30 protein-coding genes are annotated in these 26,190 nt (G+C 35.5%); 29 read left to right on the top strand and 1 reads right to left on the bottom strand.

Going from position 1 to position 26,190, the window contains the following annotated elements; translation table 11 throughout:
* Positions 1-141 precede the first annotated feature (141 nt).
* The 28 genes from CWR45_RS00665 (at position 142) to CWR45_RS00800 (ending at position 24,659) form a co-directional block, all read left to right on the top strand.
* Positions 142-747, top strand: coding sequence for a YphA family membrane protein (locus CWR45_RS00665; protein WP_115747868.1), 606 nt, complete (start codon positions 142-144; stop codon positions 745-747).
* Between the two features lie 673 nt (positions 748-1,420).
* Positions 1,421-2,731 (top strand): ribosome biogenesis GTPase Der, encoded by a 1,311-nt coding sequence (gene der / locus CWR45_RS00670; RefSeq protein WP_115747869.1) that lies wholly within the window; start codon positions 1,421-1,423, stop codon positions 2,729-2,731.
* Between the two features lie 12 nt (positions 2,732-2,743).
* Positions 2,744-3,781 carry an NAD(P)H-dependent glycerol-3-phosphate dehydrogenase gene (locus CWR45_RS00675; protein WP_115747870.1) on the top strand — a complete coding sequence of 346 codons (1,038 nt, stop codon included), beginning with the start codon at positions 2,744-2,746 and terminating at the stop codon, positions 3,779-3,781.
* A 59-nt stretch (positions 3,782-3,840) separates the two neighbouring features.
* Positions 3,841-4,101 (top strand): stage VI sporulation protein F, encoded by a 261-nt coding sequence (locus CWR45_RS00680; RefSeq protein WP_115747871.1) that lies wholly within the window; start codon positions 3,841-3,843, stop codon positions 4,099-4,101.
* Positions 4,102-4,369: 268 nt separating this feature from the next.
* Positions 4,370-4,546 carry a DUF2768 domain-containing protein gene (locus tag CWR45_RS00685; protein WP_342770074.1) on the top strand — a complete coding sequence of 59 codons (177 nt, stop codon included), beginning with the start codon at positions 4,370-4,372 and terminating at the stop codon, positions 4,544-4,546.
* Positions 4,547-4,609: 63 nt separating this feature from the next.
* The gene (locus CWR45_RS00690) at positions 4,610-5,302 is read left to right on the top strand and encodes a hypothetical protein (RefSeq protein WP_115747961.1); all 693 of its coding nucleotides are present in this window, start codon (positions 4,610-4,612) and stop codon (positions 5,300-5,302) included.
* Positions 5,303-5,494: 192 nt separating this feature from the next.
* Positions 5,495-6,973: a stage IV sporulation protein A gene (gene spoIVA / locus CWR45_RS00695; RefSeq protein ID WP_115747873.1), complete on the top strand. Its 1,479-nt coding sequence runs from the start codon at positions 5,495-5,497 to the stop codon at positions 6,971-6,973.
* Positions 6,974-7,447: 474 nt separating this feature from the next.
* Entirely contained in the window at positions 7,448-7,720 is a 273-nt protein-coding gene (locus CWR45_RS00700) for an HU family DNA-binding protein (protein ID WP_114916642.1), read from the top strand.
* Positions 7,721-8,213: 493 nt separating this feature from the next.
* A complete protein-coding gene (gene mtrB, locus CWR45_RS00705; protein WP_115747874.1) occupies positions 8,214-8,438 on the top strand; it encodes a trp RNA-binding attenuation protein MtrB in 225 nt (74 codons plus the stop codon).
* 140 nt (positions 8,439-8,578) lie between these two features.
* On the top strand, positions 8,579-9,373 hold the full coding sequence (locus CWR45_RS00710; protein ID WP_147294816.1) for a heptaprenyl diphosphate synthase component 1: 795 nt from the start codon (positions 8,579-8,581) through the stop codon (positions 9,371-9,373).
* Positions 9,374-9,376: 3 nt separating this feature from the next.
* Positions 9,377-10,090, top strand: a complete 714-nt coding sequence (gene menG / locus CWR45_RS00715; protein WP_115747876.1) for a demethylmenaquinone methyltransferase — start codon at positions 9,377-9,379, stop codon at positions 10,088-10,090.
* A 103-nt stretch (positions 10,091-10,193) separates the two neighbouring features.
* A complete protein-coding gene (gene hepT / locus CWR45_RS00720) occupies positions 10,194-11,165 on the top strand; it encodes a heptaprenyl diphosphate synthase component II (protein ID WP_115747877.1) in 972 nt (323 codons plus the stop codon).
* Between the two features lie 74 nt (positions 11,166-11,239).
* The gene (gene ndk, locus CWR45_RS00725; protein WP_115747878.1) at positions 11,240-11,686 is read left to right on the top strand and encodes a nucleoside-diphosphate kinase; all 447 of its coding nucleotides are present in this window, start codon (positions 11,240-11,242) and stop codon (positions 11,684-11,686) included.
* Between the two features lie 58 nt (positions 11,687-11,744).
* The gene (locus CWR45_RS00730; protein ID WP_115747879.1) at positions 11,745-12,518 is read left to right on the top strand and encodes a CheR family methyltransferase; all 774 of its coding nucleotides are present in this window, start codon (positions 11,745-11,747) and stop codon (positions 12,516-12,518) included.
* Between the two features lie 130 nt (positions 12,519-12,648).
* Positions 12,649-13,818 carry a chorismate synthase gene (gene aroC, locus CWR45_RS00735; protein WP_115747880.1) on the top strand — a complete coding sequence of 390 codons (1,170 nt, stop codon included), beginning with the start codon at positions 12,649-12,651 and terminating at the stop codon, positions 13,816-13,818.
* Positions 13,818-14,891: a 3-dehydroquinate synthase gene (aroB, locus tag CWR45_RS00740; RefSeq protein WP_115747881.1), complete on the top strand. Its 1,074-nt coding sequence runs from the start codon at positions 13,818-13,820 to the stop codon at positions 14,889-14,891. Before aroC ends, aroB begins: the two co-directional genes overlap by 1 nt.
* Positions 14,888-15,262, top strand: coding sequence for a chorismate mutase (gene aroH, locus CWR45_RS00745; protein WP_115747882.1), 375 nt, complete (start codon positions 14,888-14,890; stop codon positions 15,260-15,262). Before aroB ends, aroH begins: the two co-directional genes overlap by 4 nt.
* Positions 15,259-16,356 carry a prephenate dehydrogenase gene (locus CWR45_RS00750; protein ID WP_115747883.1) on the top strand — a complete coding sequence of 366 codons (1,098 nt, stop codon included), beginning with the start codon at positions 15,259-15,261 and terminating at the stop codon, positions 16,354-16,356. Before aroH ends, CWR45_RS00750 begins: the two co-directional genes overlap by 4 nt.
* A 106-nt stretch (positions 16,357-16,462) precedes the next feature.
* Positions 16,463-17,752 (top strand): 3-phosphoshikimate 1-carboxyvinyltransferase, encoded by a 1,290-nt coding sequence (gene aroA, locus CWR45_RS00755; RefSeq protein ID WP_115747884.1) that lies wholly within the window; start codon positions 16,463-16,465, stop codon positions 17,750-17,752.
* Positions 17,753-18,199: 447 nt separating this feature from the next.
* Positions 18,200-19,459, top strand: coding sequence for a tetratricopeptide repeat protein (locus tag CWR45_RS00760; protein WP_115747885.1), 1,260 nt, complete (start codon positions 18,200-18,202; stop codon positions 19,457-19,459).
* 42 nt (positions 19,460-19,501) lie between these two features.
* The gene (locus tag CWR45_RS00765; protein WP_115747886.1) at positions 19,502-20,077 is read left to right on the top strand and encodes a ReoY family proteolytic degradation factor; all 576 of its coding nucleotides are present in this window, start codon (positions 19,502-19,504) and stop codon (positions 20,075-20,077) included.
* Between the two features lie 62 nt (positions 20,078-20,139).
* Positions 20,140-20,598, top strand: coding sequence for a YpiF family protein (locus CWR45_RS00770; protein WP_115747887.1), 459 nt, complete (start codon positions 20,140-20,142; stop codon positions 20,596-20,598).
* A gap of 308 nt (positions 20,599-20,906) precedes the next feature.
* Entirely contained in the window at positions 20,907-21,419 is a 513-nt protein-coding gene (locus tag CWR45_RS00775) for a QcrA and Rieske domain-containing protein (RefSeq protein WP_115747888.1), read from the top strand.
* A 6-nt stretch (positions 21,420-21,425) separates the two neighbouring features.
* Positions 21,426-22,100 (top strand): menaquinol-cytochrome c reductase cytochrome b subunit, encoded by a 675-nt coding sequence (gene qcrB / locus CWR45_RS00780; RefSeq protein WP_115747889.1) that lies wholly within the window; start codon positions 21,426-21,428, stop codon positions 22,098-22,100.
* Positions 22,101-22,116: 16 nt separating this feature from the next.
* On the top strand, positions 22,117-22,893 hold the full coding sequence (locus tag CWR45_RS00785; RefSeq protein WP_115747890.1) for a menaquinol-cytochrome c reductase cytochrome b/c subunit: 777 nt from the start codon (positions 22,117-22,119) through the stop codon (positions 22,891-22,893).
* Between the two features lie 113 nt (positions 22,894-23,006).
* On the top strand, positions 23,007-23,582 hold the full coding sequence (gene lhaT / locus CWR45_RS00790; RefSeq protein ID WP_115747891.1) for a lipoprotein heptaprenylglyceryl N-acetyltransferase LhaT: 576 nt from the start codon (positions 23,007-23,009) through the stop codon (positions 23,580-23,582).
* A gap of 66 nt (positions 23,583-23,648) precedes the next feature.
* Complete coding sequence (locus tag CWR45_RS00795; RefSeq protein WP_245975302.1) at positions 23,649-23,906, top strand: sporulation protein YpjB; 258 nt, start codon at positions 23,649-23,651, stop codon at positions 23,904-23,906.
* Between the two features lie 63 nt (positions 23,907-23,969).
* Positions 23,970-24,659 (top strand): zinc metallopeptidase, encoded by a 690-nt coding sequence (locus CWR45_RS00800; RefSeq protein WP_115747892.1) that lies wholly within the window; start codon positions 23,970-23,972, stop codon positions 24,657-24,659.
* A 116-nt stretch (positions 24,660-24,775) separates the two neighbouring features.
* Here CWR45_RS00800 and CWR45_RS00805 read toward each other — a convergent pair whose 3' ends face one another.
* Positions 24,776-25,651 carry a YitT family protein gene (locus tag CWR45_RS00805; RefSeq protein ID WP_115747893.1) on the bottom strand — a complete coding sequence of 292 codons (876 nt, stop codon included), beginning with the start codon at positions 25,649-25,651 and terminating at the stop codon, positions 24,776-24,778.
* 175 nt (positions 25,652-25,826) lie between these two features.
* On the opposite strand from CWR45_RS00805, the gene CWR45_RS00810 reads away from it, so the two are divergent.
* Positions 25,827-26,183: a nucleotide pyrophosphohydrolase gene (locus CWR45_RS00810; RefSeq protein WP_342770075.1), complete on the top strand. Its 357-nt coding sequence runs from the start codon at positions 25,827-25,829 to the stop codon at positions 26,181-26,183.
* Positions 26,184-26,190: the final 7 nt, after the last annotated feature.

Below are 26,190 nucleotides of genomic sequence, written 5' to 3' on the forward strand. Positions count from 1 at the left end.
GCCTAAGTTCTCGTTTTATAAAAAATGTGAATTTGTAATTCGCTGATACAAGACCTTGTCTGGTAAAGACAAGGTCTTTTTTCTTTTTGTATAGATTTGGAAAAATGTAGAAATACTATCTACTGGCAGGTGAAGAAAATGATGGAAAGTGGAATTCTGTTTTATTGGTTTAGTTGGATCCTTTGGATTATTGCGACTTTTATTTTAGAAAAAAATCGATTGCGAACATTTATGGCTGGCTGGATATTATTATCGATAACAGGTACATACGTGAATCTGGAGATAATAAACCAAACATTCTCACTAGCGTTTATTATTCTGTTTGGAGGTTCAACGGTATTACTCGCTCGTAATGAAAAATTACTTTATCACACTTTTTCAGCCCTAACATTAACGATTGGCTTTGCCTCCTTTCGCATTTGGGAAGTTTTATCACCAATGTTAAAATTTTTGCCAAGTGGGCTACTTATTACGTTACTCTTCAGTTTATTAACTTGTATTTTAACTAGAAATTATTATAGTAGATTAAGTGTTTGTATTCTTGGAATGCTGACGGGCGAGATGATTTATCAGCTTACTTTATCCTATTATGGATTTAATGAAGTTATTGGGGAATTGTTTTTCTTCGATCATCTTTTGAGTACTGTTTTATTTATCACTTTTTTAGAAGTTGTTTATAAGGTTAGTAATGCGACTGTCAATTGGATTCGGAACTTTTGGGCAAGATTGCGACTTCAAAATCAATAATAATTCAAAGGAAATGTTAACAGCAATATCTTCTTCCGCTCAGTGAGATGGAAACCAGGTCTATACTCGTTCCTTTTTTATTTACAACAAATTACGCTTATTAGATAAAGAGTGTTTTCTATTTAGATTGAGACTTGTTTATTCTTCCCAATAAAAAACTATTCCTATGTAAGTAATTAATGTTATATTTCATATTCGATATAAACTTTGAACTAGTTTTATATGTCAAGGGCTCAAGGACTAGTCGCTTCAGAAATACACTTCGCGCCCCTTAGGGGAGCTGGTGAGCCATCTCGTGCTGACGCACTTCGTAGTCTCACCTAGGCTCTGCTTCCCGCAGGAGTCTTCGTGTATTTCTTCCGCTGGGAGAGTGCAAAATCTAAAGACACAAAATACCTAACCTCAGTAATTATGTTAATTTATTGAGATAATGAAAACTTGTTAATAGCAAGAACCATTCAGATTAAAAATTCACAATTATCACTAGTCCGCAGTTTATATAAATTCCGGACGATACAATACGATTTTTTATAAAAAAGGTTCTTTATTTAATAATAGAAGAACTTTTTTACCAGTGGATACCATTAATCAATTGTTAATATTACCTTCTTTTGCTAGAATGAATAAAGTTAATATAACTAGAGATCGCAAACGAGAAAGGAAGTTCCTTTTTATGAGGAAATCAGTAGTAGCAATTGTAGGAAGACCAAACGTAGGAAAATCAACGATATTTAACCGCCTAGTAGGTGAACGAATATCAATAGTAGAAGATATACCAGGTGTAACGAGAGATCGTATTTATGCACAAGCTGAATGGCTCCATCACACATTTAATTTAATCGATACGGGTGGAATTGAAATTGGTGACGAACCATTGCTTGAGAAAATGCGCCATCAGGCTGAAATTGCCATAGATGAAGCAGACGTCATTATCTTCATGCTAAATGGTAAGGAAGGTATTACAGCTGCAGACGAAGAAGTAGCAAAACTATTGTTTAAATCTAATAAACCTGTAGTTCTTGGTATAAATAAAATCGATAATCCTGAAATGCAGGATACTATTTATGAATACTATTCGCTTGGATTTGGCGAACCTTTCCCAATTTCAGGATCACACGGCTTAGGCTTAGGGGATATGTTAGACCAAATTGTCAGTTATTTCCCTCAAAATGAAATTGAAGAGGATGATGATGATACCATTCATTTTAGCTTAATTGGACGACCAAATGTAGGGAAGTCATCATTAGTAAATGCTTTACTTAATGAAGAACGTGTCATTGTAAGTGATATCGAAGGGACAACAAGAGATGCAATTGATACAAACCTAACAGTGGACGAACAAGATTTTGTAATTATTGATACTGCAGGAATGCGTAAACGTGGAAAGGTATATGAAGCAACAGAGAAATATAGTGTGCTCCGTGCTCTAAAAGCAATTGAACGCTCTGATGTTGTTTTAGTACTTATTGATGCAGAAACGGGGATAATTGAACAGGATAAGAAAATTGCTGGATATGCCCATCAAGCAGGCCGAGCAATCGTGATTGTTGTAAATAAGTGGGATACGATAGAGTCGGACGAAAAAGCAATGAAAAATTTCGAGGACAATATCAGAGCACATTTTCAGTATTTAGATTATGCGCCAATCGTCTTCTTATCTGCAAAGACAAAGAAACGTTTGCACACGCTTATCCCAGTTATTAAACTTGCAAGTGATAGTCATGCTAATCGCATTCAAACGAATGTGCTAAATGACGTTATTATGGATGCAATCGCAATGAATCCGACACCTACAATTAAAGGGAAACGATTAAAAGTTTTATATGCAACACAAGTAGCCGTAAAACCGCCTAGTTTTGCTGTATTTGTAAATGATCCGGAATTAATGCACTTTTCTTATAAACGTTTCTTGGAAAATAAAATTCGGGATGCATTTGGATTTATTGGGACCCCAATTAAGATATTTGCAAGAAGGAGACAATAGGAGGAGTAGGCTTTGGAAAAAGTAGCAGTATTAGGTGCAGGCAGTTGGGGAACTGCCTTAAGCATTGTGCTAGCTGATAATGGACATGATGTTCATCTTTGGTCACATCGCGAAAACCAAGTTAATTTAATCAATGAAACCCATCGAAACGAACAATATTTAGATGTTACGTTACCCAATCAAATTAAAGCATATGCAAGCTTAAATGAGGCTGTTAGTGGTGTAAGTGTAATTGTAGTTGTTGTACCTACAAAAGCGATTAGAGAGGTATGTAGTCAACTAAATAGCATAGTTAAAGAGAGAGTTACAATTATCCATGCAGCAAAAGGAATTGAACCAGTAACGTTAAAAAGAGTATCAGAAATGATTAGTGAGGAAATGGATAATTATTCTGAAGAAGATATCGTTGTATTATCGGGACCAAGCCATGCCGAAGAGGTTGCACTTAGACACCCGACAACTGTAACTGTATCTTCTGTAAACACGAATAATGCCAAGATTGCGCAAAGCCTCTTTATTAGCGATACATTCCGAGTTTATACTAGTCCAGATATTATTGGAGTTGAACTTGGCGGCGCATTAAAAAATATCATCGCCTTAGGAGCAGGAATTTCTGATGGTTTAGGGTATGGTGATAATGCCAAGGCAGCTCTTATTACAAGGGGATTAGCAGAAATTGCCCGATTAGGAACTAAACTTGGAGCAAACCCATTAAGCTTCTTAGGATTATCCGGAGTTGGTGATTTAATTGTAACTTGCACTAGTGTGCATAGCCGGAACTGGCGAGCAGGAAACCTATTAGGAAAAGGGCTTAAACTTGACGATGTGTTAAGTCAAATGGGAATGGTTGTCGAAGGTGTAAGAACTGTCAAGGCAGCATACCAATTTTCCTGGGAGCAGAATGTGGAAATGCCGATTACAACCGGTATTCATCAAATACTATTTGAAGATAAAGCACCTAAAGATGTCGTTGATCAATTAATGAATCGTACGAAACGAGAAGAAATGGACGACCTTGCTTCACTACTAATGGAACGGTATTCTAAATAACACGAAATTGTACTTCTTGCATATAATATGTTGACTTAACATAGCAAGGAGGAGAATATGTGAATAATTTCCAAAAAGGTTTATTTGATAAAATTCAACAGAATGCAAATATTAATCCGAATGATATTTATAAAGTTGCTGATTCAGTTAAAAACGCTAATTTCTCGGATGAGAACACCGTTCGAAATTTAGTACGTAATTTAGCAAAATTAGCGAATAAACCTATATCAAAGGAAAAAGAAGATAAAATTGTACAATCCATTGTAAAAAACAAAATACCATCAGATGCGCAATCATTGAATCAATTATTTAAAAAATGATGATCCTTAGGCAAGTGAGGATACATTTGATCTAAGTACTGCATAAAATAAATCGCACAAGCATTCATGGATAGAGTCTGCATGGATAATTATTTAGTCAATCCGAGATGAGGTTAGCCCCCTTCATCTCGGCTTTTTCTTTTAGTGTTTGCAAACGAGTGAATGGCCTTTTTTATATTGGTAATTTCTCTCATATGATATAATACAATTTGCAAGCGCTATAGAATTATTGGTTAGGGGTGAGGTTGTGTCTATTTCAATGCTCAAAATGTATATTTCATTTGCGGGTATGGTTTTTTTAATTTTAGCAATAGGTCTAATTTTACTTAGTAGATTAAAACTCAAAGGATGGGTAGCGGGTGTTGTATCATTTTTTGCATACATATGCCTAGTATTAGGGGCTTTAATAATATTATATATCGTATTTACTGGTCCAACCAGGTAAATAGAAAGGGAGGTTCTCGCTTTGAAATTTACATTTATGTCAATTTTGGCTGGACTAGTATTCATTATCTTTTTAAGCGGGTGTTTATATCCAGAAAGTGAAAGAAAAGAAAACCAAATCCCATACGAGGATCAACTTGATATGGTACAGAGCGCTGTGGAACAATATAAGGAAGAAACAAATGGATTGGTTCCAATGAAAACAAAAGCTAATGAAACGCCAATCTTCGAAAAATATATCATTGATTTCGCATTATTGAAGGAACGGAATTTAATATCCGAAATTCCAAGTAATGCATATGAAAATGGTGGTGTATATCAATACGTGTTAATTACGCCAGAAGAAAATCCTACTGTAAAGTTAATCGATTTACAATTGACAGAAGCACTAAGAAGTATCAACGTACAGCTGGATTTTTATCGTAATGAGCACCAATATCCTCCATATGGTGAAAAGATTGCTGATAATGTATTTGCAATTGATTTTGAGAAACTTGGTTTAGAAGCTGCACCAACTATCACTAGCCCTTACTCAGAAGAAAAGCTTCCTGTATTATTGGATGCTAAAGGAAAGCTAATTGTAGACTATCGGATTGATTTGAATCATGCATTAGGGGAATATGAACATGAATATGTTGAAGGTGACGACATTCGTTATATTTTAACGGATTATACTCCTTTTGTACCTGCTTATTCATTGCCCTATACGATAGAAAATGGTGAACCTGTATTTTTAGCCGAAGGAACGAAAGAGTAGAAAAAATATATCATATTTAAACCCTTGCAACATATAATGTTGCAAGGGTTTATTTCATATATAAGAAAGTAGAAACAATATTAATTTATTTTACACATAATTAAGTCATATTATGATAGGACAACATCATAGACTTGTAGTGTCAATTATTCGTAGATTTTTTGATAAGTACGGAGATCGGGAGGGGATCTTTTGGAGAAAATCGATATTTTTAAAGATATCTCAAAACGGACCAACGGAGATATTTATCTTGGTATTGTGGGGGCGGTCCGTACAGGTAAATCAACCTTTATAAAAAAATTTATGGAGCTTGTTGTTTTGCCCAATATTGAAGATGAAAGTGAACGTGAACGAGCTCAGGATGAATTACCACAAAGTGCAGCAGGAAAAACGATTATGACTACAGAACCAAAGTTTATCCCCAATCAGGCGGTGTCGGTAAATGTAGAGGAAGGTCTTGATGTTAACATTAGACTGGTTGATTGTGTTGGATATGCTGTTGAAAGTGCAAAAGGCTTCGAGGATGAGAATGGTCCAAGAATGATTCATACACCGTGGTATGAAGACCCTATTCCCTTTCACGATGCAGCAGAAATCGGTACGAGGAAAGTAATCCAAGAGCATTCAACAATCGGTGTTGTACTTACAACTGATGGCTCATTTGGAGAAATTCCACGTGCAGACTATGTAGATGCAGAAGCTAGAGTAATTGAGGAATTAAAAGAAGTTGGCAAACCATTTATTATGGTCATTAACTCGGTGAAACCGTCAAGTCAAGAAACAGAATTATTACGTCAAAAACTAGCTGAAGAGCATGATATTCCGGTAATTTCAATGAGTGTTGAATCAATGACAGAACACGATGTATTTAACGTATTGCGTGAGGCTCTATTTGAATTCCCTGTGTTAGAAGTAAACGTCAACCTCCCTAGCTGGGTGATGGTATTAAAAGAGGATCACTGGCTACGTGAGAATTATCAAAATGCGATACAAACAACTGTTAAGGATATAAAAAGATTACGAGATGTAGACCATATTGTTGGAAATTTCGCTGATTATGATTATATTGAAAAAGCCAATTTAGCAGGAATGGAAATGGGTGAAGGTGTTGCTGAAATTGATCTTCATGCACCAGATCATCTTTATGACCAGGTATTAAAAGAAATTGTTGGTCAAGAGATTCGTGGGAAAGATCACCTCTTAGAGCTAATGCAGGAATTTGCTTATGCAAAACGAGAATTTGATCAAGTTTCTAGCGCACTTCACATGGTCAAACAAACGGGATATGGAATTGCAGCGCCAACTTTAGCAGATATGATATTAGACGAACCTGAAATCATTCGTCAGGGCTCAAGATTTGGTGTTAGGTTAAAAGCTGTTGCTCCATCAATCCATATGATAAAAGTAGAAGTAGAATCAGAATTCTCTCCAATTATCGGTACTGAAAAACAAAGTGAAGAGCTTGTGCGATACTTAATGCAAGATTTTGAAGAAGATCCGCTTTCTATTTGGGAATCTGATATTTTTGGGCGCTCGCTAAGTTCAATTGTTAGAGAAGGGATTCAAGCCAAGATTGCGTTAATGCCAGAAAATGCTAGATACAAACTGAAGGATACGCTGGAGAGAATAATAAACGAAGGTTCTGGTAGTTTAATAGCAATTATTTTATAAGCAGCTGATTTTAGCTGCTTTTTCCTATGAATAGAAATAATATAACTTTAGCTACTCTGTTAAATTGACGCCACTTAAATTCATAACTTAAGATAAGCAACCGAAAATTATCCGCCAGCATCTTATACCTCAAAAAAATAACTCTCTTTTTTTCTTTTTGACGGCAGGAAATCTACGTTATGTGTCGTATAGTTGTATATGAAAGGCTTATAACTGTTTTCTCTAAAAAGGCTGAAAAGTGAAAAAAAGCCACATTTTGTTATAAATTTAGGCTATTTTGCTACTTTTTTACTAAAATTTGATATAAATGGATATTTATTGTTGAATTTTGTTGCAAACTCAGTTAATATAAGCCTTGTCATCATTACAATATGATGAAGTTTACGTATAAAAATAGGCAATTATGTGAACAAATGATTATAACTTATTTTTTGTTCCACTGTCGTTTTTTAATTTTGGGAGGAGGTGAATGTCATGAACAAAACAGACTTAGTAAATGCTGTAGCTGAGAAAAGCGAACTTTCTAAGAAAGATGCTTCAAAAGCAGTTGATGCAGTTTTTGAATCTGTCATGGATTCACTTAAAAATGGTGAAAAAGTACAATTAATCGGATTCGGTAACTTTGAAGTACGTGATCGTTCTGCACGTAAAGGACGTAATCCACAAACTGGTGAAGAAATCGAAATCCCAGCAAGTAAAGTTCCTGCTTTCAAACCAGGAAAAGCCCTTAAAGATATCGTAAAATAATTTTACATAGGGCAATGAAAGGGTACGTTTAAATGCGTACCCTTTTTATATTTGTTTCTACATAAACTCCATTTCGTATTATTCGATACTTATTATATAAACTGTGACGTGACACGATTGTTAATTCCTACTCCGAACAGTGCCATACCTTAGAAAAGCTTCAGACTCAGAAGGGGATATTCAGCTTTTTATTAACAGGCGTATAATGGAGTGTATGTTTTTTCACTATATTAGATAGATTGAGAAGGAATAAAAATATTTTATTACATTCGTGCAACTAAGCTTCTCTCTGTAAATATGGTGATAAATCCGTTTTCTAAAGTACCAAATATCTTTTAGAAAACATGCTTACATAAATATGATTTTATTTGAAAGAATAAAGAGTTGGCGCAATAGTAATGCTTCTTTCAGACCAAATTAAATTGAAATTAATTGTATTGACATTATGATAATAGTTAGAGATAGTAAAAGTAGATGGGAGCGTCGTTAATTAATGGATAATTCAACGTTAAATCGTGATTTCATTGTAATAAAAGCATTAGAAGATGGAGTTAATGTAATTGGTCTAACGCGTGGTACAGATACTAAATTTCATCATACAGAAAAACTTGATAAAGGCGAAATTATGATAGCACAATTTACGGAACATACTTCAGCAGTAAAAATTAGAGGTAAAGCTGTTTTACAAACTAGTCATGGAGAACTTTCATCAGAATAAAATTTGAATTGATTGTACATGTTAGATGTGCAATGTTAGCTGCATAAACACGTTTATCAACTTTCAGTATACAATGATTTGGAACATGCTAGAAATATGCTATAATGAATTAGCATTATTGAATAGGTGAAAGGTCTCAGGTGATTCATTTGAACACATCTAACATGGATACAACATATTTAAAAAAACTATTACAAGATAGTATTCATCATAAATTCTTAGAAAAATATATTAAACAACCTAACATTGACGAAGAAAAGCTTATTATTTTATCGTCGTTAATCAGCAATAACACCGGTTTAACCATAATTGAAAAAGAACATTATATTATTACTACAATGATGGTACAAATTGCACTAGATACACATGAGACAGTTCCAGTTGAAACAAGTGAAATCGAACATCAAGCAGTAATAACAAATCAATTAAAGGTTCTAGCTGGTGATTATTATAGTGGTCTATATTATTTACTGCTTTCTGAAATTGAAGATTTCGACTTAATCCATTGCTTAGCAGCAGCAATCAAGGAAATTAACGAATATAAGATGAAGCTATATTATCGCGAATTTAATACATTCGATGAATATCTATTCCTTACAGAAAAAATAGATTCGTTATTAATCTTAAGTGTAGCAAATTACGTTAATGAACACTCCTTGGACAACGTTTCAAGAGAATGGCTGCTTATGAATAAACTAATGCAAGAAAGAGAAAGTCGATTAAATGGGATTATTGCACCAATTTATGAGCAAATGGCTGATCTAGATCGTTCTACATTTTTAACACGTATTGATACAATGATTGAGAACAAAAAGAGAACAATAGAGAACTTATTAGTTAATTTACCTGAAGAACATACAGCATTTAAATTACATGTACATTCAAAATTATCCGAAGTCATGTATAACAATATCTCTATTGCGGAAGAAGGGTAAGGAATGCAAGAACATAAGCAATCAAAGGAAGAACGTGTACATCACGTGTTTGAAACAATCTATTCAAATTACGATTCTATGAACTCTATTATTTCTTTTCAACGGCATAAGGCCTGGAGAAAAGATGTTATGAAACGCATGAACGTCCGCAAGGGATCGAAAGCCCTAGATGTTTGCTGTGGAACAGGGGATTGGTCTGTCTCATTAAGTGAAGCAGTTGGGGCAAACGGTGAAGTTATTGGGTTAGATTTTAGCCAAAACATGTTGTCCATTGCAGAACAGAAGAAAAAAGACTTTAATTTAAATAACTTGCAATTAATTCATGGAAATGCGATGGAGCTTCCATTTGAAGATAATTCATTTGACTATGTTACGATTGGTTTCGGCTTACGGAATGTTCCAGATTATATGACCGTTCTAAAAGAACTATATCGTGTAGTGAAGCCTGGTGGAAAAGTCGTTTGTTTGGAAACTTCACAGCCAACGATGCTCGGCTTTAAACAATTATATTTCTTCTATTTCCGATTTATAATGCCGCTGTTTGGCAGAGTATTTGCGAAAAGCTATAATGAATATGCATGGTTAAACGAATCTACTAGGGAATTTCCTGACAAACAGAAATTAAAACAGATGTTTTTAGATGCAGGGTTTTCTAGCGTGCAAATTAAAAACTATACTGGCGGAGTTGCAGCAATGCATATGGGCTTTAAAAAGTAACGTGCAATGCTCAAGACCACTACGAATTGAAAATAGACATAAATGCCTTATGTAATGTGTCTTTGCACATCATTTTCATAAGGTATATATAAAGGTGACCTATATGAAACTTCCTAAAACATATGGATATTTAAAAAAAGACTTAAACATTATAGAAAAATCATTACATCAAATGATACAAGCGGAGCATCCTACATTACGCAGTGCGTCTACCGAATTACTTAACGCTGGGGGGAAGAGAATTCGCCCTATTTTTGTTTTACTTTCTGGACATCTTGGTAAATTTGAGTTAGACAAGATTAAAACTGTCGCCGTAACTCTCGAACTTATCCATATGGCAACACTGGTACATGACGACGTTGTTGATGATGCAGAACTGCGCAGGGGTAAACCTACCATCAAGAAACTATATGGTAATCGAGTAGCAATGTATACAGGAGATTATATTCTAGCAAGAGCATTAGAGGAAATATCAACCTTAAGAAATGCTGAAGTACATAAATTATTTTCTAAAACGATTGTTGAAGTTTGTGAAGGTGAGATTGAACAAATTGAAGACAAATATAATTTCGATCAATCTTTACGTGATTATTTACGAAGAATAAAACGTAAAACAGCATTACTAATAGCTATGAGCTGTAAATTAGGTGCAATTGTTTCCGGTTTATCTAAGAGGGATGCTAATAGACTATATCTTTATGGCTACTATGTTGGTATGTCTTATCAAATAATCGACGATATTTTAGATTTCACCTCTACTTCTAAAATACTGGGAAAACCTGCTGGAAATGATTTATTACAAGGAAATATAACCTTACCAGTTCTTTACGGAATGCAAAATGAATCATTTAATAAACGATTATTGGAAACATTTACAGATAAGGATAATGTTCAACCAGTTGATATGGAAGCGCTCATTAATGAATTGAAGCAGACAGACGCTATCCTAAATTCCTACCAATTAAGTGACCATTACTTACAGAAGGCATTAACAACCATTGAGAATTTCCCAAGCTCACGTGCAAAGCAAACACTAGTTGATATTGCTACATTTATTGGAAAAAGACGTTCCTAATATTGTTATTTTCTAATAAATTTGATAAAATTTATTAGATTTAACATATATTTACATAATAGAGGGGTGCGCAAATGGAAAAAACGTTTGTAATGGTCAAACCAGATGGGGTACAACGTAATTTGATAGGGGAAATCACGAAGCGTTTTGAAAGAAAAGGATTCCAGTTAGTTGGGGCAAAACTAATGGTAGTTTCGAATGAGCTTGCACAAACACATTATGCTGAACATAAAGAAAAGGTTTTCTTTGGGGATTTAGTAGAATTTATTACTTCTGGTCCTGTATTTGCAATGGTATGGGCGGGAGAGAATGTTGTTGCTACCTCACGTAGTCTAATTGGAAAGACCAATCCTTCCGAAGCAAGTCCTGGTACAATCCGGGGAGACTTTGGTGTCATTGTCGACAAAAACATTATTCATGGTTCAGACTCTCTAGAGAGTGCTGAAAGAGAAATTAATTTGTTTTTTAAACAAGATGAGATTGTCTCATATGAGAAACAAGAAAGCACTTGGATATATTAATAATTGCCCCCGTTTTGATCGACGGGGGCTTTTTAAGCTATGAAAGAGGAGTACGAGAATGGAAGATGAATACATCGAATTTATTAAAAAGATAAAACATAAAGTAGGCGTTGACCTAAGCTTATATAAAGAAGCACAGATGAAACGGAGAATCACGACTTTAAGGGATAAGCGTGGCCATACCGATTTCAATTCCTATTATAATTCATTAACGAAGGACCCTAAGCTACTAGATGAGTTTATGGATCGGTTAACGATAAATGTCTCTGAGTTTTTCCGTAATCCAAAACGTTGGGATGTACTAAGAGATTCAATAATACCGAATATTTTAGCAAATAAGCAATCTTTAACTATCTGGAGTGCAGCTTGTTCGACGGGTGAAGAACCATACAGTCTGGCGATAATGCTGAAAGAAAATTTTCCGACAGTAAACTATAAAATAATTGCCACTGATTTAGATGAGATTGCTCTCTCCAAAGCAATTCAAGGTATATATGCTGAACAAGCATTAAAAGAAGTTCCAAAACAATATAAACTTAAATATTTCAGTAATGAAAACAATCAGTATCAAATTGATCCTTCACTAAAAAAAGACATCACTTTTAAAAAGCATAATTTATTGGCGGATAAATATCCTCGGAATATCGATCTTATCGTTTGCCGTAATGTGCTCATTTATTTTACAGATGAAGCAAAAGAATTAATCTATCGTAATTTTAGTGATGCATTAATAGAAAATGGCATTCTCTTTGTTGGTAGTACAGAGCAAATCTTTGTTCCAGCAAAGTATAATCTAAGTATTGTTGATACTTTTTTCTATCAAAAGATATAAGAACATTACATAAAAAGCCAGTAGTTCGAATAATACCAATTATATAAAATGACTTTTTTCAGAAAGTTGCACTAAAATGTTTTTAGTTATGCTATAGTAATTAGAAAAACATTTAAAAGGAGAATGTAAATTGCGTTACTTAACAGCAGGGGAATCTCACGGAAAACAACTGACAACGATTATTGAAGGCATTCCAGCTAGAATGCCCATCGTAAAAGAGAACATCAATGATTCTTTATTAAGGAGACAGCAAGGGCATGGCCGTGGTAAACGAATGCAAATTGAGAAGGATCTTGTTGCAATAACGAGTGGTATTCGCCATGGCTATACATTAGGTTCACCTATCTCACTCGTTATAAATAATGATGACTTTAAGCACTGGACAGATATTATGGGTGAAGATCCAATTGACGAGGATGCAAATATTCGTAGGGTTATAACGAAACCTAGACCTGGACATGCAGACTTAAATGGAGCATTGAAATACGGACATCGTGATATGCGAAATGTATTAGAACGATCATCTGCTCGCGAGACTGCTGCTCGAGTTGCAGCAGGTGCAGTAGCGAAAACATTATTAAAACAACTGGGAATAGAAGTTTGTGGGTATGTGAAAGAGATTGGCGGCATTCGTGCAGAAGAAGTGACATCTCTTACAATGGACGATAGAATTCAAATTTCTCAGAATTCTCCGGTAATGGTATTGGATAAAAACGTGGAAAAAGCAATGATGGAAAAAATCGACGAAACGAAAAAAGTGGGCGATTCAATTGGTGGGGTCTGCGAAGTATATGTAGAAGGTATGCCTGCTGGAATTGGTTCTTATGTCCATTATGATCGAAAACTAGATTCAAGGATTGCAGGAAGTGTTGTGAGTATCAATGCTTTTAAGGGCGTTGAATTTGGGATCGGTTTTGATGCTGCAAGATTAAACGGAAGTGAAGTACATGATGAAATAGCTTGGGATGATACTGAGGGGTATTATCGAACATCCAATCGTCTTGGTGGATTTGAAGGCGGTATGACTACAGGAATGCCAATTGTTGTTAGAGGGGTAATGAAGCCAATTCCGACATTAATGCTTAAGCCACTTCAAAGTGTCGATATCGATACAAAGGAACCTTTCAAAGCAACAGTGGAACGCTCTGATGCATGTGCGGTACCAGCAGCATCTGTTGTGATGGAACATGTTGTTGCATTTGAATTAGCGAAGGCAATTACAGAGCAATTCCCTAGTGATCAGTTCCCAACTCTTAAGAAGGCTATCGATGATTATCGCGAAGAAATTAGGTGTTTCTAATGGAGGAAATTGCCGTCACATCCAGTTCCCATACTTATAAAATTGTAATCGGTGAAAACATCCGCTTTCAGCTCAAATCATTTTTACCAAAGACGTATTCATCAATATTAATCATTTCTGATGAGTCGGTTGCTCCTTTATATATCAATGATATTAGAAGCAACTTTACTGAGGAGCAGGTTTTCCAAACAGTTCTCCCATCTGGAGAACAAACCAAAAGCATGGATACCTTTTATAACGTACATACCGATGCAATTAATGCTGGATTAGATCGAAATTCATTGATTATTGCTTTAGGTGGCGGGGTTGTCGGTGACCTTGCAGGGTTTGTAGCTGCAACCTTTATGCGAGGAATTGATTATATTCAAATTCCTACAACAATTCTTGCGCATGATAGCAGTGTTGGTGGAAAAGTGGCAATTAACCATAAACTTGGAAAAAATTTAATTGGCAGCTTTTATCCACCGAGAGCAGTAATTTACGATGTAGAAACTTTACAAACCCTCAGTGCTCGTGAGATACGATCGGGCTACGCTGAACTTGTGAAGGAAGCACTTATAGCTGATCAAGAATTTTTCAATCTGCTCCTTAAAACCGATATTCAGCAAGTGACAGCGGAAGAATTACAATCTCATCTCTCTCTAGGAATCAAAATCAAAGCAAATATTGTCCAAGAGGATGAGATGGAATCAGGTGTCCGTATGTATCTGAATCTTGGACATACACTAGGACATGCACTTGAAGCGGAATTAGGATATGGTACCTTAACACATGGTGAGGCAGTCGCGATTGGGCTCTTATTTACGCTACATGTTAGTGAAAACATGTTTTCTAAACAAATCGCTTCTCATTCGCTAATTCAATGGTTAAAGGAAAACAATTATCCATTTAAGCTTCAACAATTAGACGAACACGCATTATTGCTTAAAATGAAATCAGATAAAAAGACGGTAAATAGTAAGATCAAAATGGTTCTACTTGAAGATATTGGTAGTCCAGTAGTTAAAGAGTTAACTGATCAGCAAATACTTGATTTCTTACATTCATTCAATAGAAAGTTGGTGACCGAATGAGTCGTGGTGTTAGAGGTGCTACAACCTGTACTGCAAATGATGAAAAACAGATGATTACCAATACCCGAGTATTAGTAGAAGAAATGATCGAAAAGAATAATATTGACCCATCAGATGTTTCCCACGTGTTTATTTCGGTCACGAAAGACTTAACAGCCACTTTTCCAGCAAAGGCATTACGAGAAATTCAAGGGTGGACGTATGTACCTGTTATGTGTATGGCAGAAATAGATGTTCAAAACAGTTTACCATCATGCATTCGCATCATGATGGTTGTCAATACAGACAAATCGCAGCAAGAAATCAAACATGTTTTTCATAACGAAGCGATCAAATTAAGGCCAGATTTAATTAAGGGTGATTTACGTTGAAACGAACAGTTGTAATTGCAGGACTCGGTTTGATCGGTGGTTCCTTGGCAAAGAGCATGATGAAATCAGAAGAAAATTATATCATTGGGTATGATGTTAATCAGGATTCATTAGAGTTTGCAAGATTAAACGGAATTGTCCATGAATCTACTACTTCTTTTAAGGAAGCACTACAGAATGCAGATATTGTTATTTTAGCTGCACCAATTTCTGAATCTATCCAATTAATTGGGATATTAAACGAATTGCCGATCTCGAAAGAGTTGATAGTATCAGATGTTGCATCTGTAAAAACCTCTATTATTAAAGCTGCATCGTCACTGACTAATAATAAAATTACCTTTATCGGTGGACATCCAATGGCTGGTTCACATAAAAGAGGAATCAGTGCCGCTAAAGCACATTTATTTGAAAATGCAACTTATGTATTAACTCCTTCTGTTCGAAGTACGGAAGAGAAGGTAGAAACTCTTAAAGACGTATTAAAAAATACAAGAAGTAAATTTGTTGTTTTGAGTCCTGATGAGCATGATGAAATGACAGGAGTTGTATCCCATTTCCCGCATTTAATAGCCTCTTCTTTAGTACATCAAGCAAAGAAGTGGGGGGATACACATACTTATCTTCCGAATCTTGCGGCAGGAGGGTTTCGTGATATTACAAGAATAGCTTCAAGTAATCCAGAACTATGGCAAGACATCTTCTATCATAACCGCGAAAAAATGTCAGTGCTATTAGAAGAATGGATTCAAGAGATGATTGATTTAAAAGTACTAGTAGATAACAATAAAAAGAATGCTATGATTACATACTTACAAAATGCTAAAAATTATCGCGATGGTCTGCCTAGTAAAGATAAAGGTGTCATCCCTTCTTTTTATGACGTGTATGTTGACATTAAAGACCAAACAGGGTCCATAGCAGCTGTTGCACAACTTTTAGCAGAACATCGTATTAGCATAAAAAACATTGAAATATTGGAAATGCGAGAAGGAATAACAGGTGTCTTGAGATTAAGCTTTTATTCCAAAAAAGCTCAAACAGAGAGCGCTATATTGTTACGAAATAACGGATTTGACACTACGATATTATAATCGCTTATCTTCCATAAACTTGTAAATATTCTTTATATTACTAGTTGTAATTACACACATGGATAAAACAAATGGGTAAATTGAATATATAAAGGAAGTGGACTTAATGGCAGAACGTGTATTAGCACCTTGTAATAAAGCTTTACAGGGTGAACTGGAAATTCCGGGTGATAAATCAATTTCTCATCGTGCAGTGATTCTCGGATCCATTGCTAATGGTACGACAAAAGTTTCTAATTTCTTAGATGGCGAAGACTGTATGCGAACCGTTAAAGCATTTGAATTAATGGGAGTATCCATCGAAAAACAAGACTCAACCGTAATTATAGAGGGTAAGGGGACGAGTGCACTAAAGGAACCAGTAGAGCCATTATACTTTGGGAATTCCGGAACAACGACAAGATTAATGCTAGGAATTCTTTCCGGCCTACCTTTTTTTACTACTGTTTATGGAGATGCATCGCTAACGAAGCGCCCAATGGACCGTGTCATCGATCCATTAAGGGCAATGAATGCCTCAATCGATGGCAGGCAAGATGGGAGTTATCTACCACTTTCCATTAGAGGCGAGAACCTGCAAGGGATAAGCTACACCCTTCCAGTTAAAAGTGCACAAGTAAAGTCAGCTGTATTATTGGCTGGTTTATTTGCTAATGGTGAAACAAAAGTGATTGAAGATACACCAACACGAAATCATACCGAAAACATGTTAGAAGCTTTTGGTGCTGCCATTTCATCTGATGGAAGAGAAACGACGATTACGAACATCCAAACATTAACTGCGACAAATGTATATGTGCCAGGAGATATTTCATCTGCTGCATTCTTTCTAGTGGCTGCTGCAATTGTTCCTGGTAGTAAGCTAACGCTGAAAAACGTTGGGTTGAATAGAACGCGCACCGGGATAATTGATGTGCTTCTAACGATGGGTGCTGATTTACAGATAACGAATCAGCAGATCAGTGGTGGAGAGGAATTCGGCGATATTACGATAACGTATAAAGAACTTAGCAGCACCGTTATTGAAGGAGAAATAATTCCACGCTTAATAGATGAAATCCCAATTCTTGCATTGCTGGCTACCCAAGTAGAAGGAACTACGATCATTCGCAATGCAGAAGAACTACGCGTAAAAGAGACAGACCGTATTGCAGCTGTTGCTGATGTTTTAACGACACTTGGTGCTGATATTGAAGCGACTGTAGATGGATTAGTCATCCATGGAAGAAAAACACTTACAGGTGGGGAAATCAAATCTTATAATGATCATCGAATTGCAATGATGGGTGCAATTGCATCATTAATTGCGAAGGATGATGTAATAATTGATGATGATTCCTCGATTTACATTTCTTATCCTAACTTTTTCGATCATTTGCAGGATATTATTTTGTGATTATAGAAGAACTTACTTTATATAGTAAGTTCTTCTATTTCTATAGGCGATTAATTCATACTTTTGTTCTTATTTTATATAATCTATGAACTAGGCGCAATGTTGATTTCCGCTACGGACAGCCGCGTACCCGGAGTGCAACGCGGTCCACTCCTTCGGAAGAAGACCACTTCCGATGGAAATTCAGCTGTTGCTTTTCCCGCAGGAGTCTCCAGTCCTCCGCTGCAATCAACGGCGCATAGAGAGGTAATACCGTTGCATCATATAAATATTGCAAGATATAACAACTGCAAATCTTTCTTTACTTAAAAAAGCGATAAATTCTCAATTAGAGCTTAGTAAAGCATTAGAAACCAATATCTTTTCATTATTAGCATTGTATATTACAATTAAGTAATGTTATCTAGATTAACAAAAGTACCCGTCTACTGAGAAAGGATGTTCATGATGGATACCATTATGGAAGCAGTGCAATTAATTGAGAATAATGAAGCAGAAAAAGCGTTGAAGCTTCTTAAGCAACACTTAGAAATGGCATCTGATGATGAAAAATTTACGATTGCACAGCTTTATTTGCAATTGGGATTTTTACAAGAAGCAAAAGAATTATTAACGGAGCTATTAAAAATATATCCGGATGAAAGTGAACTTAAGCTAACTATTTCGGAAGTTTTTATAGAATTAGAAGATGATGAATCAGCAATCAATTTATTAGTAGGAATTAAAAAAGATGATGAATTTTATGTGCAGGCATTATTGCAATTAGCCGACTTATATCAAGCGCAAGGTCTGTTTGAAGTTGCGGAACAGAAATTACTTATCGCAAAACAGCTTGAACCAAGTGAAGAAATCATTGATTTTGCACTCGCTGAATTATATTTCTCAATTGGTGAGTATAAGAAAGCGATATTATATTATGAAAAGATTGATCAGGAAAAAATTGTCGCTGTTTCAATTGATGACCGATTAGGTGAAGCTTATGCTGCGGCTGGAGAGTATGAAAAAGCATTAAATTATTTTAAAGAGCATGAAAACGAAGATCCTGAGCGTCTATTTAGATATGGTATAACAGCTTATCAAGCGGATCGAAATGATATAGCGATTAAAGCCTGGGAGCATGTAATCGAGCTTGATCCGTATTATCATACCGTTTATTATCAGCTTGCAAGAGCATATGAGGAAGAAGGAAGACCTGAGGAAGGGTATGCTATCTCCAAGAAGGGAATCCAAATAGACGCATTCAATAAGGAATTATTTTTACAAGCTGCAACCTTTGCACATCAATTTGGTGAGAATGAGCAAAGTGAAGAATTCGCGAGAAATGCTGTCGTATTAGACACTGATTACAAAGAAGCTGTACTATTTTTAATTGAATTATTTAAAAACCAGACGAATTATCATGCTATTATCGATCTATTGCTAGAAATTAAAAAAACAGATGCAGAAGATGCTCTGTATGAGTGGGAATTAGCACGAGCATATAATGAAATTGATTCCTATGACCATGCATTAAAACATTATCAAGAAGCATATAATACTTTAAGCCAGGATAGTGACTTCGTGAAGGAATATGGATACTTTCTAACTGAAGAAGGGAGGATAGGTGAGGCGATTCCGATTTTCGAATCCTATTTACTATTACAACCTTTAGATGTGGAAGTCGAGGAATTTGTAAATCGATTAAAATTATCTAGAAATGACGATTGACCATAAGTTTAAAGTAAGAAATATACAAAGGAGGAAGAAGTGATGAATACTCCTATTTCTATTAATGATAAAAAAAGCTTTATTCAATGGTTTCTAAATCATTATCAGTTAAAAAAACGGGAAAGCGTCTGGATTTTAAATTATTTAGTAAATCACAAGGAGTTATTAATGAATGTTCATTTCGTTCACGACGTGAAATTTACTCCAAGAGGTATAATAATGACGGCGCATTGTTCTGATGAAGTGCCGTTTCGCTTCTACAAGAATCAATTAGTCACCACGGATGCCGAGAAAACCTTTCATGATATTCGCTTAAATCAGCATGATGATTTATACATCCAACTAAATTTCAAAAATGCTAATCAAAATGCTTATTATGCCTCTATCATGGAGGATAATCCATTTATCCCTGATGACTATTTTATTACGAAGAAAGAAAAAGATATTGCGAAACAGATTTTAGACAAAACTGTTTTTGATTATAAGCGAAATACACTTTTAAAAGAAATTGATCAGGCATTAGATGAAATGGATCAAGAAAAATTTATTACCTTATCTAGCCAGCTCCATAAACTTGAAAAAGTTTTCTTTATTCAACCTAAATTGCAGAAGCAATAGGTTGATTTTTTTTTGACTAATTGAGATACTATTTTAAATGACAGAAGGGGGACAGTTATTTAATGAGGTGGAGAAGCTCAGACTTAACGAAATATGGAGATTCTAAGCAATACATAGATACAATTATTATTCCTTTAATACCATTTCAAATGTCACATAATGAAGAACTAGAAAAGCTAGCTTTTCAGAGTGAGTTACTGAATATATTTACTAGTGAAATCGAAAAGGAATTAGCAGGGAGAATAATGTTAATGCCCGCGTACTCCTATTTAAAATCTGCAGATATAGAAACAGAAATCAACCGAATCAATGGTTGGATTACCGACATAAAGGAACAACCATTTGCCAATGTTTTTCTGTTTACTTTAGACGCAACATGGAAAAAGAAAGAACAAACATTAGATGGCCACATGCTTTGGCTACCATCAGTACAATTAGGTGACCTTCAATCAAAAGAAATGAGAGCGATGATCCGTGATCAAGTAAATCAATTAATAGAATTGATTCGTTCCTATTGGTAGGTTACTTTCACAGTAACTGTTATTAGTACTTGCGTTTATAATATTTAAATAAGATACTGTACAAACTTATCGATTATAGAATGACAAGTTCTCAGGTTATTATCTTACACTTCCTGCTAAGAATCTATGAAATTACTAATTCGAAAAGTATCTATTAGCATCTATCTATTCCATACAATATATGGAAAACATTTGGAAATTAGGATGGATATTTATTGACCGAATAAATAGATTGCGCTATCATGGTATTGTCCTAGTAATCTGAAAAGTTTGAGTAACCGTGATTAACGTTAAGAGGGGGGAAAGTCATGAGCAAAGAGAAACAACAAGTTTCCCGTAGACAGTTTCTAAATTATTCACTTATGGGGGTTGGTGGATTTATGGCCGCCGGATTACTTGTTTCTCCAATTCGCATGGCGATTGATCCAGTTCTAAAGAAATCAGATTCTGGTGATTATGCAAACGTAGGCTTATCTGTTGATGATATCACGACAGAGCCACAACGTGTGGATTGGACAGTTGAACAAGTAGATGGATGGTATGAGTCCGAACCAAGTAAAACAGCATGGGTATATAAGGACGATAATGATGAAATTGTTGCATTATCACCAATCTGTACACATCTGGGCTGTGTTGTATCATGGGAGGGGAACGAGCAATACCCGGAACAATTTTTCTGTCCGTGTCATGATGGGCGCTATGAAAAGGACGGAACAAATATAAAAGGTACACCTCCACTAGCTCCATTAGCTGTTTATGAACAAAAAGTGGAAAATGGGATATTGTTTTTAGGTAATGCGATTGATAGAAAGGGGGCGTAATCACTCATGTTACAAAAAGTTTATGATTGGATTGATGAACGTATAGATATTACGCCGATTTGGCGTGATATTGCGGACCATGAAGTACCTGAGCATGTTAATCCAGCCCACAATTTTTCCGCTTTTGTTTATTGTTTTGGTGGTTTAACATTTTTCGTAGTAGTAATACAAATTCTGTCTGGAATGTTCCTGACAATGTATTACGTTCCAGATATTGAGAATGCTTGGAAATCTGTTTATTACTTACAATCGGAAGTTGCTCATGGGCAAATCGTTAGGGGCATGCACCATTGGGGTGCAAGTGTTGTTATCGTAATGTTATTATTACATACTTTACGCGTATTTTTCCAAGGGGCATATAAGAAACCACGTGAACTTAACTGGATTGTAGGGGTATTGATTTTCTTTGTCATGCTTGGTTTAGGTTTCACCGGGTATTTATTGCCTTGGGATAACAAAGCCTATTTTGCAACACAGGTTGGACTGGAAATTGCAGAGCAGGTTCCATTTATTGGTACCGAGCTTAAGACTCTATTAGCGGGGGATGCATCAATTGTTGGTGCACAGACTTTAACTAGATTCTTTGCTATTCATGTATTTTTCTTACCAGCTGCATTATTTGCACTACTTGCAGTACATTTTATCTTAATTCGTAGACAAGGTATTTCTGGTCCACTATAAAAAGGAGGGGAAATCGATGCATAGAGGAAAAGGTATGAAATTTGTTGGGGATTCTCGGATCAAAGCTGAGAAAACATCACAAATACCAAAAGACTATTCCGAATATCCTGGTAGAACAGAAGCGTTTTGGCCCAACTTTTTATTAAAAGAATGGTTAGTAGGTGCTGTATTTTTAGTTGGATTCCTTATTTTAACACTAGCACATCCTTCTCCATTAGAAGGGATGGCTGATCCTACAGATGCAGCCTATATACCATTGCCAGATTGGTACTTCTTGTTCTTGTATGAACTTTTAAAATATAAGTATGCGAGTGGCGATTTTATTTTATTCGGTATTCTTGTACTGCCTGGACTAGCATTCGGGGCACTTCTCTTAGCACCATTTTTAGACAATGGTCCTGGAAGAAGACCACATCAACGTCCAATTGCAGTAGGAATGATGTTACTTGGGTTAGTGTCTGTAATTTGGTTAACGTACACTTCTGCATCACATGTTAATTGGCAAGAAAGAGCAGAAGCAAATAAACCAATCCCTGAGAGTTCCGTTGTTGTTGATACAGAGCATGAAGGATTTGCTGCTTATGAGGCAAGCTGTATGACATGTCATGGTGCAGAGTTAGAAGGCTCAGCAGCAGCACCAACTCTAGTTGGAATCGAGTATACTCCTGAAGAAATTGCAACTATTGCTAAAGAAGGTACAGGTTCAATGCCAGCAGGAATATTTACTGGTTCAGATGAAGAACTAGAGCAATTAGCAGATTTTATAATTACTGTAAATGAATCTGCTGAATAAACTTTCACTCACATAGGAAAAATAGTATATTTAGTAGAACACCTTTGCCCTCGGTTGGTGAAGGTGTTTTTTCACGAGATGCGTAAATATATTATATTAAGGTAGGTTAAACGATGATCCGATACATACTTCTCGATAAACGGTTTTTGCTTTGTTTATTTATCATTAATTTATTTGGAACAATTTATGGATATTTCTGGTACGGTGGCCAATTAGCAATAACTCCCGATATCTTCTTGCCATTTGTACCAGACAGTCCAACCGCAAGTTTATTCTTTACAATTTTCCTTCTATTCTTTTTATTTGATAGACATGTTCCATATATTGAGGCACTGGCAATCACTACATTATTTAAATACGGAATATGGGCAGTAGTAATGAATCTGTTAACCTTAATTATTGAAGGATCGCTTAGCTGGCAAGGTTATATGCTGATGGCATCTCATGCAGGAATGGCAATTCAAGGCCTTCTCTACGCTCCGTATTATAAAATTCAATTCAAGCATATTGCAGTTGCCGCAATTTGGATATTGCATGATATCGTAATTGATTATGTATTTGGAATGATGCCGACCTATTCCGTGCTTTCAAACTTCATGGAAGAAATTGGTTACTTTACATTTTGGTTAAGTATTTTATCAATATTAATTGCTTACTTTCTTACGGTTCGAACAAAATCACAAATATAGTTCGTGTTATAAATGTTCAGACACCTTCATACATTTATAAAATAAGATGTATGTGAGGTGATTTTTTTGGTAAAAAGAAGAAGGCTTTATCTTTTATTACCACTCGTCATTCTCATAGTGATAATGGCAATAAACGCCATTCCAGTTTACGCAAATCCGCAACAAACGGTTGCTGTAACCGAAAACAACTTAGAGTGGGCAACATTTATTTACTCGTCATTAATCATTGCTGGACTAATAATTAGTACATTATCGTATGTTAGTTGGAGAAAGTATAAAGGCAAACTCAAAAGAGAGCAAAACAACGACAAAATGGTTGACTAATAGCGCAAATTTGACTAAAATTGACCTTAATAAATCTTTTCGAAATTATATGGAGGAATGTACATGTTTGGTAGTTTAGGCGGCTATTTGATTTATATTGCGATTTTGATGATCATTCCAATTTGGGCGCAATCAAGAGTAAAAAGCACATATAAAAAGTACTCTAATAAAGCAACCTCATCACAAATGAATGGTGCTGAAGTAGCGCGAAAGATTCTTGATGATAATGGCTTATATGATGTATATATTGAAGAAACAAGAGGGTTGTTATCAGACCATTATGATCCAAGAAAGAAAGTTGTTCGACTGTCAAGTGACATATACCACGGTCGTTCAATGGCTTCCTCAGCAGTTGCTGCACACGAAGTAGGGCATGCAATCCAAGATGAACAAGGTTATGCTTTCTTGCGATTTCGGAGTGCATTAGTTCCAGTTGCAAATATTGGTTCAAACCTTTCATTTGTCTTTATCTTGGCTGGTCTCTTTTTACAAATGTCAGGATTGTTTCTTTTAGGAATAATCTTTATGGCTGCTGCAGTGTTATTCCAGCTAGTAACACTGCCAGTTGAGTTTGATGCCTCCAATCGAGCGATGGGGCAACTCGTTTCTTCTGGTGTTATTCGAAATAACGAAGAACGCGAAACAAAAAAGGTGTTAAATGCTGCAGCAATGACATATGTAGCAGCTGCATTAACTGCATTAGCAGAACTTGTTCGCTTTATCTTGATGTTTGTTGCATCAAATGATGATTAAATGAACAAAAGCTTAAGCATGTTTAGTGATGTATGGAGATGAAGAATTCGAAGTATCTGGACTTGGCTTCCTACATCTTAAACCACTAAAAGAGGGATGACGTAGTCATCCCTCTTTTAGTGTTCTCGTAACGGCATTTTATTCTCATCAAATGTAAAACCTTCCCCAAGTACATCATGTACAGTTGTAACAGCAACAAATGCGTGTGGGTCAATTTGATTAATGATGCTTTTCAGATGGACAATTTCATTTCGAGCAACGATACAATAGAGAACTTCCCGTTTTTCTCCTGAGTAGCTGCCACGTCCGTCAAGAACCGTAACGCCTCTATCCATTGTTGTTAGAATTATTTTTGCTAATTCATCACTGCGATTGGATATAATCATTGTACCCTTAGCAGAATATGCTCCTTCTTGAAGAAAATCAATAACTCTCGCACCTATGTATACTGCAACTAACGTGTACATCCCTTGATTTAATTCCAAAATTAAGAAGACAGACGTTGTTATAACAACGAGGTCAAAGAGGAACATTGTCCTTCCCATACTCCAGCCAGCATATTTATTAACGATTCTTGCTATAATATCCACTCCACCAGTTGTTCCGCCAAATCTGAAGATTATTCCAAGACCTACACCAATAAACACGCCGGCAAATAGAGCTACGAGCGTCATATCGTTTTGTAAATTAATCGGGAACTGATATTTTTGGAAAATACTTAAGAATATTGAAACCGCAACAGTTCCTATTATAGTGTAAAGAAATGTAGATCTACCAAGATATTTCCATCCGATGAAAAATACAGGGATATTTAATACAATATTCATGATTGCTGGATCCCAGCCCCATAAGAAATATAATAATAATGTAATCCCGGTAAATCCTCCTTCACTTAGGTTGTGCTGCATATTAAAGTGAACAATACCGAAAGAAAAAATAGCCGAACCTAAGAGAATAAATAAAATGTTTTTAAGTTTTAATCCAAGAAGCATATAGGAACCTCCTAATAATCGATTCTTTTGCAGAATCCTTCCTTATTATAATCACTTTGGATAATAATAACAATTCATTCTATCATTAACAGAAATTGATCCAGACAAATAACAGAATGCAGAAGAAAAAATTTGTCAAAATCCAAACCATTCGCTAACATAAAGATAGAATCTAATTCATGAAGGGGTAATTATCATCGATAAACCAATATACAATACAGAAGATATTCAAAAACGGGTTGATGATTATATTTCACAATTTAAAGAAGGTTATTTTTCTCCTTTAAGCTTAATGGCAAGAATGACAGAGGAAATTGGTGAGCTTGCTCGAGAAGTAAACCATTATTATGGTGAAAAACCAAAAAAATCAACCGAAGTAGAGAAAACGGTGGAGGAGGAGCTTGGGGATATAATCTTTGTCCTAACATGCTTCGCAAATTCGCTGGACATTGATCTATCACAAGCATTCAACCTTGCAATGACAAAATTTGAAACTAGAGATAAAGATCGCTGGACACGAAAAGATTCTTAATCGATTT

Source organism: Oceanobacillus chungangensis, from assembly GCF_003369565.1.
In the GTDB taxonomy this organism is placed as follows: Bacteria; Bacillota; Bacilli; order Bacillales; family Amphibacillaceae; genus Oceanobacillus; species Oceanobacillus chungangensis.